6 protein-coding genes are annotated in these 6,090 nt (G+C 39.7%); 5 read left to right on the forward strand and 1 reads right to left on the reverse strand.

The window, feature by feature from the left end:
• The first annotated feature begins 137 nt into the window (after positions 1 to 137).
• From rpsD to T408_RS0105310, 5 genes are all read left to right on the forward strand, one after another.
• Positions 138 to 743, forward strand: a complete 606-nt coding sequence (rpsD, locus tag T408_RS0105290) for a 30S ribosomal protein S4 (protein WP_028119026.1) — start codon at positions 138 to 140, stop codon at positions 741 to 743.
• A gap of 187 nt (positions 744 to 930) precedes the next feature.
• A complete protein-coding gene (locus T408_RS0105295; RefSeq protein WP_028119027.1) occupies positions 931 to 2,649 on the forward strand; it encodes a septation ring formation regulator EzrA in 1,719 nt (572 codons plus the stop codon).
• Positions 2,650 to 2,759: 110 nt separating this feature from the next.
• Positions 2,760 to 3,899 (forward strand): cysteine desulfurase family protein, encoded by a 1,140-nt coding sequence (locus T408_RS0105300; RefSeq protein ID WP_035420187.1) that lies wholly within the window; start codon positions 2,760 to 2,762, stop codon positions 3,897 to 3,899.
• A 17-nt stretch (positions 3,900 to 3,916) separates the two neighbouring features.
• Complete coding sequence (thiI, locus tag T408_RS0105305) at positions 3,917 to 5,125, forward strand: tRNA uracil 4-sulfurtransferase ThiI (protein ID WP_028119029.1); 1,209 nt, start codon at positions 3,917 to 3,919, stop codon at positions 5,123 to 5,125.
• A gap of 82 nt (positions 5,126 to 5,207) precedes the next feature.
• The gene (locus T408_RS0105310) at positions 5,208 to 5,723 is read left to right on the forward strand and encodes a redoxin family protein (RefSeq protein WP_051444808.1); all 516 of its coding nucleotides are present in this window, start codon (positions 5,208 to 5,210) and stop codon (positions 5,721 to 5,723) included.
• Here T408_RS0105310 and T408_RS0105315 read toward each other — a convergent pair.
• Positions 5,698 to 6,090: transposase (locus tag T408_RS0105315; protein ID WP_028119031.1), on the reverse strand; the 393-nt coding region annotated here is incomplete at its 5' end. The genes T408_RS0105310 and T408_RS0105315 overlap by 26 nt on opposite strands.

A 6,090-nucleotide genomic window follows, 5' to 3' on the forward strand; every position in this document is an offset into this window, starting at 1 on the left:
AAGAAAGCGCGTCAACAGTCCAAATCCTTCGGGAAAGCGAGTAACCGCGGCTGCTAGAGGCGAAAGTTAGCGGACTGCACGCATTCGGTTTTTTAGAATTATTTTACTCCAATTTTATATTTATGGAGGAATGAATAATGTCAAGATATACAGGACCATCATGGAAATTATCCCGTCGTTTAGGTATTTCTTTAACAGAAACAGGTAAGGAATTAAATCGTCGCCCATACGCACCAGGCCAACACGGTCAAGGACGTCGTAGCCTAACTGAATACGGTATGCAATTGCAAGAAAAGCAAAAGCTACGTTTCATGTATGGATTAAATGAACGTCAATTCTCTAACCTATTCCTTAAAGCTGGTAAGATGGAAGGTCGTCACGGTGACAACTTTATGATCTTACTAGAAACACGCTTGGATAACTTAGTTTATCGTTTAGGTTTTGCTTCAACACGTCGTCAAGCGCGTCAACTAGTTAACCATGGTCATATTACAGTGGATGGTAAGAGAGTGGATATCCCATCTTACCTAGTAAACCCAGGCCAAGTGATCGGTTTACGTGAGCGCTCTGAGGATCTAGCTATCATCAAGGAAAACCTTGAAAATATGGTTGGACGTCTAGATTTCATTAGTTACGATGAAAACAATAAAGAAGGTCAAATGACTCGTCTTCCAGAGCGTAGTGAATTGAATGCAGAAATCGACGAAGCCCTTGTCGTTGAATACTACAACAAGTTAGTTTAATTACAATAAAATCCATTAAGAACTCCCTTGGGGGTTCTTAATTTTTTATCTCTATAAAATCTCGAATTAAAGACTTTATTTGTTTTTCAGCAAAGCTCTTTAAAAACCGCCATGTTAATGATATAATCTTGGGTGACAGTTTATATAAACAAATATAAGATCAAATTATGAGTAGAGGAGCGAAAAAATGAAGTTTACGGATATATTGTTCATCATCGTCATCCTCATTGTTCTTGGTCTGGGTCTCGCCTATTATTTTAAGACTCAGCGGAACAAAGAGATTGAAGAGTTGAATGATCGCAAGAATGAGATGATGGAAGTTCCGATTGCCGATCATTTATTCACGCTCAAAAATATGGAACTCTCGGGCCAGACCAAACGAAAATATGAGAGTTTTGTGGCGACTTGGCAAACGATCACTAATTTTCAATTTGCTGAGATTGAAGCGGCCTTAGTGGGCGCTGAACAATTGTCAGAGTCGATGAACCTGATGAAGGCAAAATCCATTCTTGATGAGGCGCGGGAATTAATACAAGCAACCGAAGAAGAAGTAAGTGAGCTTGATCAAGAAGTTGAGGAGCTTCTGGGATTACCGGAGATAAATCAAAGCCGTCATGAAGAGTATATGGATGCTTATAATGAAGCAAGATCTAGTATTACCAATCATAGCTTTGAATATGGACCAGCTATTGAAATGTTGGAGAAGAACTTGCAATATTTAGAGCTGGATTTTACCCGCTATAATGAATTAACCAGTCAAGGGGATTACATTGAAGCCGATGTAATGCTAGATAAAATCAATAATGATTTAACTACTTTACAAGAGATTCTTCAAAAGATTCCGGCCATGTATGAAACAATCAAAAATGATTATGAAGACTCCTTGGATGATTTGGAATCCGGTCACAAGCAAATGTTGGCGTATCATTTCAATTTTGAGGATGATCATGTTCAAGAAGATGTAGAGAAGATACGTGAACAGCTCAATGAAGCAAAAAATAAAATCAAAAACGCCGATTTACAAGAAGCTCAGACATTAATGGACAAGGCAGACCGTGAGATTTCAAGTCTATATGACTTTATGGAGGCTGAAGTAGATGCTCAGGCTACCGTAAAAAATCAACTATCCCGTTTGGAGAGCAACTTAAAAATTGTCGGTGATAATAACCGCTATGCACGAATTGAAGTTGACCGTATTAGTCAATCTTATATTCTAAGAAACAACGAATTAGACCGTATTTCACAATTGACGGATCAAATCCAAAAGGATACGGAAAGATTCAATGAGATCTCCCAGCAAGTGGAAGACAATGAAGTGGTCTATACTAAAACGGCTAATCAATTGAAGAAGTTGGAGCAACACTTAGAAGAAATTGATGATGAACAGCAAGAACTCGTGAAACAACTGGCTCAATTGAATCAACGAGAAAAAGAAGCCAAGTCTAGTTTGGATTTAGCGGAGCTTGATTTAAGAAATCTTAAAAGACAAATTGAAAAACAACATCTTCCTGGATTATCTGAGTCCTATTATGCTAAATTCTATAAGGTAACTGATCAAATTGAGTATTTATCTCAGCAATTGAACCGTGTCCAAATTGATATGGACCAAATTGAACAACTTGGCTCGGACTTAAATGATAATTTAGATCAGTTAGAAGCCATTACAGAAGAAATTGTTGATAGTGCAGCCTTAACCGAATATATGATCCAGCATAGTAATCGTTTCCGGTTTGATTATCCGGAGATTGATCAAGCGATTAATGAAGCTGAGTTTTTATTCTATGATGAGTACCGATATACTGAAGCATTGAATATTATTGAGAAGGCATTACGTCGTGTGGACAGTGAAGGACCTACACAAGTTAGACGGATGTACCATCAGGAAAAACAGCACCGCAATTATTAATTTTTAAAGCCCACTCTAATGTTGAGTGTGGCTTTTTTAGTTTTGCCTGACTATCTTTTATTAAGCGAGCTATTAATGTATAATAGTCAAGTATTAAAAGGGGGACCATCATGTTATATTACTTTGACAATAGTGCGACCACTCAGGTAGACCCAGGAGTTCTTGAGACTTATATGCAGGTGAGTCAAAATTATTTTGCTAATCCTTCTAGCGCTCATCAGCTTGGCAGTGAGGCGCATCAATTGTTAGAAGCTGCTCGCAAGCAAATAGCTAATATCTTAACCTATAAAGAAGAAGAGATCTACTTTACTTCTTCAGGAACCGAGGCCAATAATTGGGTTCTGCAAGCGATTGTTCCTGCCATGTCCAAAAGACATCCCAAACGAAATAAAATTTTAGTTTCAGCCATTGAACACCCCTCCATCCTTAGACAACTTGAACGAGTAGAAGAGATGGGGCTTGAGGTCCGTCGCCTAGGAGTAGATAATGAAGGAGTTATCGATCTTGACTTGTTGAAAGAAGAATTAGACGACCAGTGCCTCTTACTTTCAACCATGGCAGTTAATAATGAGGTTGGCAGTCAACAACCTTTAGCTGCTATCCAAGAAATCTTGCAGACTGATCCTCAAGTTACCTGGCATGTGGATGGCGTACAAGCCGTTACCTGCCAATTACAAGCAATAAAAAATCCACGAATTGACCTACTCACTTTGTCTGGCCATAAGTTTCATGCAGGGCGTGGGACAGGTATCTTGGCAATTCGTCAAAAAGTAGCAAGCGAGCCTCTCCTAATGGGAGGCGGACAAGAGCGTAACCAGCGCTCGGGAACAGAAAATTTAGCGTCAATTGTAGCAACTAGTAAGGCTTTGCGCATTGCTTCAGACCATCAAGTGGTTGTTAGGGAACGACTGAGTCAGTTTAGATCAGCAATTATTCAATCTTTAAGAAAAAATAACTGGCAAGTTTTTGCGGAGAATGTTGCGAGTCCGCACATTATCTGTACAGCTTTTAGAGGGATTCCTGGAGAAGTGCTTCTGCATGCTATGGAAGAACAAGGAATTTACGTATCAACGACTAGCGCTTGTAGCAGCCGGTCTCATCAAGAACATGCCACGCTCAGACAAATGCATGTCGATCAGGAATTAGCTAATTCTGCTATCCGCATTAGCTTATCCAGTCAAACAAGTCAAGAGGAAGTAGACTATTTAATTAATAAAATTCCTGAAATATCACTAGCTTTTAGAAGATAATACAGAAAGGAAAAAATATGAAAAGAATCGTTGTTCATTATGGTGAGCTATCAACTAAAGGACGAAACCGGAAGATGTTTCAAGAGAAAATGGCCCAGCAAATTAGAGAGAAGACCAATCATCTAGGTGAAAAAATTAAGGTTTCCCCCCAGTATGACTTTCTATATATAACCTGGGAGCATACCGACTATCAAACGATCATTGAAATCTTAAAAGATATCCCTGGTATTTCACGTTTTTCTCCTAGTTATCAAGTTAGTAAAGATCTTGACTCAATAAAGAAAGAAGCCGTGCGACTTTTTTCTAGTCTGGAATTAGCTGAAGGTGAAAGTTTCAAAATTGTAGCCAAACGGTCCGATAAAGACTTCCCTTATGATACTTATGACTTACAAAGAGAAGTAGGAAGTGCAGTGGCCTTAGCCTATCCACAGTTAAAAGTTCAGATGAAACAGCCAGATCATAAGCTAACTGTCAATATTCACCAGGGTGATTACGCATACTTGGACCTGACGTCTTATCCAGGCTTAGGTGGCTTGCCCTATGGGACGAGTGGTCGAGGTTTACTAATGTTATCAGGTGGCTTTGATTCACCTATAGCAGGCTATCTCATGATCAAAAGAGGCATGGCCTTGGATGCTGTTCACTTCTCGAGCCCACCCTATACTAGCCCCCAAGCCTTAGAGAAAGCTAAAAAATTAGCCGCGCAGCTAACGCACTATGGCTTGGAAATGAAGTTTTACAATGTTCCTTTTGCTCGTATTCAGGAGGCGATCAAGGAACACATACCGGATAGCCATTCAATGACAGTCATGCGACGGATAATGTTAAGGGTCATGGATCAATTGCTTGAAAAATCTAAAGCTCAAGCGATTGTTAATGGGGAATCCTTAGGACAAGTCGCCTCCCAGACCTTAGATTCAATGGCAGTGATTAATGAAGTGACATCAACTCCGATTTTACGCCCACTCATTGCAACAGATAAGACAGAAATCATTGAGCTAGCTGAGAAAATTGGCACTTACGATCTTTCCAATGAGCCGTTTGAGGATTGTTGTACTGTCTTTGCCCCGACTTCTCCATCAACAAGACCCACTTTAGAGGCCATTGTTAGATATGAACAGGCCTTGGCGATAGATGAATTGGTTGATGAAGCGGTCCGAGAAACAAGTATTGAGTGGATTAATGAATCCTATCTTGAACAAGATAGCTTCGACGATCTCCTCTAGGAGTGTGAGGCGAATTGTTTGGGTCCCTTTCGTTAACTTGGTATACTAATTATAGAGTTAAGATATGAAAGGATGGATAGTTATGTCAGTATCAAGTGTTACTTTTTTAGGAAAAGAAGTTAAATTAAGCGGTTCTCAACCGGATAAAGGTGAAAAAGCACCTAACGCTAGATTATTGAACCATGCGGGCGAGGAAGTCATGTTAGCAGATATCTTGGATGGTGAAATTACTATTATTAGTGTGGTCCCTGATGTCCAAACCAGAACTTGTGAATTACAGACCCGTCGATTTGCTGAAGAAGCTAAAGACCAAGCTTTTCAATATATCACAGTAGGGCGTAATACAGTTGAAGAATTCAATGATTGGAATGCTGACAATGATCTAAATGTGGCAACCTATTCTGATTATCAGGGTGACTTCGGTTTAGCTTATGGATTAGAAATTAATCTTGATGGTGAATTGAAAGATTCCCGGGCAGTATTTGTGGTTGGTAAGGACGGTAAGATTCACTACAAACAAATTGTCCAAGAAGTTGCCGATGAGCCAGACTATGCACCAGCTTTACAATCAGCTAAAGGACTGGTTCACGGTAATTAATAGAGGCTGTAAGGTAAGTCCTCAAAAAAACCCAGATTTTTATTCGACAAGAATAAAAATGCTGGGTCTTTTGATTTGTTCTAAAGATCAGAGCCAATTTTCTCATGTTCGTGGCCATTAACGCCAGTCCAATCTCATTATGAACCTTATCAATTCCTCTTACATGGAATCGGTTGAACCCTAAATTCGCCTTCAAATGTCCGAATGCGGGTTCCACATCCGTTTTTCGAAGGCTGTATATTAAGCTGTATTCTGGATCTGACAAGAGCTCTCGTTGCTTGGCTTTGTAGTACTCCCACTCCGGATTGATGGTTACCTTCCTAAGATACCCTTTAGGGGTGAGTGCGGATTCGATCAGATTTTGATT

Origin of the sequence: Hutsoniella sourekii ATCC 700629, assembly GCF_000518205.1 — a bacterium.
Taxonomy (GTDB): domain Bacteria; phylum Bacillota; class Bacilli; order Lactobacillales; family Aerococcaceae; genus Hutsoniella; species Hutsoniella sourekii.

Excerpts from the sequence above, each read along its gene's own strand:
- rpsD (WP_028119026.1), top strand. The coding sequence starts at position 138 with ATGTCAAGATATACAGGACCATCATGGAAATTATCCCGTCGTTTAGGT.
- T408_RS0105295 (WP_028119027.1), top strand. The coding sequence starts at position 931 with ATGAAGTTTACGGATATATTGTTCATCATCGTCATCCTCATTGTTCTT.
- T408_RS0105300 (WP_035420187.1), top strand. The coding sequence starts at position 2,760 with ATGTTATATTACTTTGACAATAGTGCGACCACTCAGGTAGACCCAGGA.
- thiI (WP_028119029.1), top strand. The coding sequence starts at position 3,917 with ATGAAAAGAATCGTTGTTCATTATGGTGAGCTATCAACTAAAGGACGA.
- T408_RS0105310 (WP_051444808.1), top strand. The coding sequence starts at position 5,208 with ATGTCAGTATCAAGTGTTACTTTTTTAGGAAAAGAAGTTAAATTAAGC.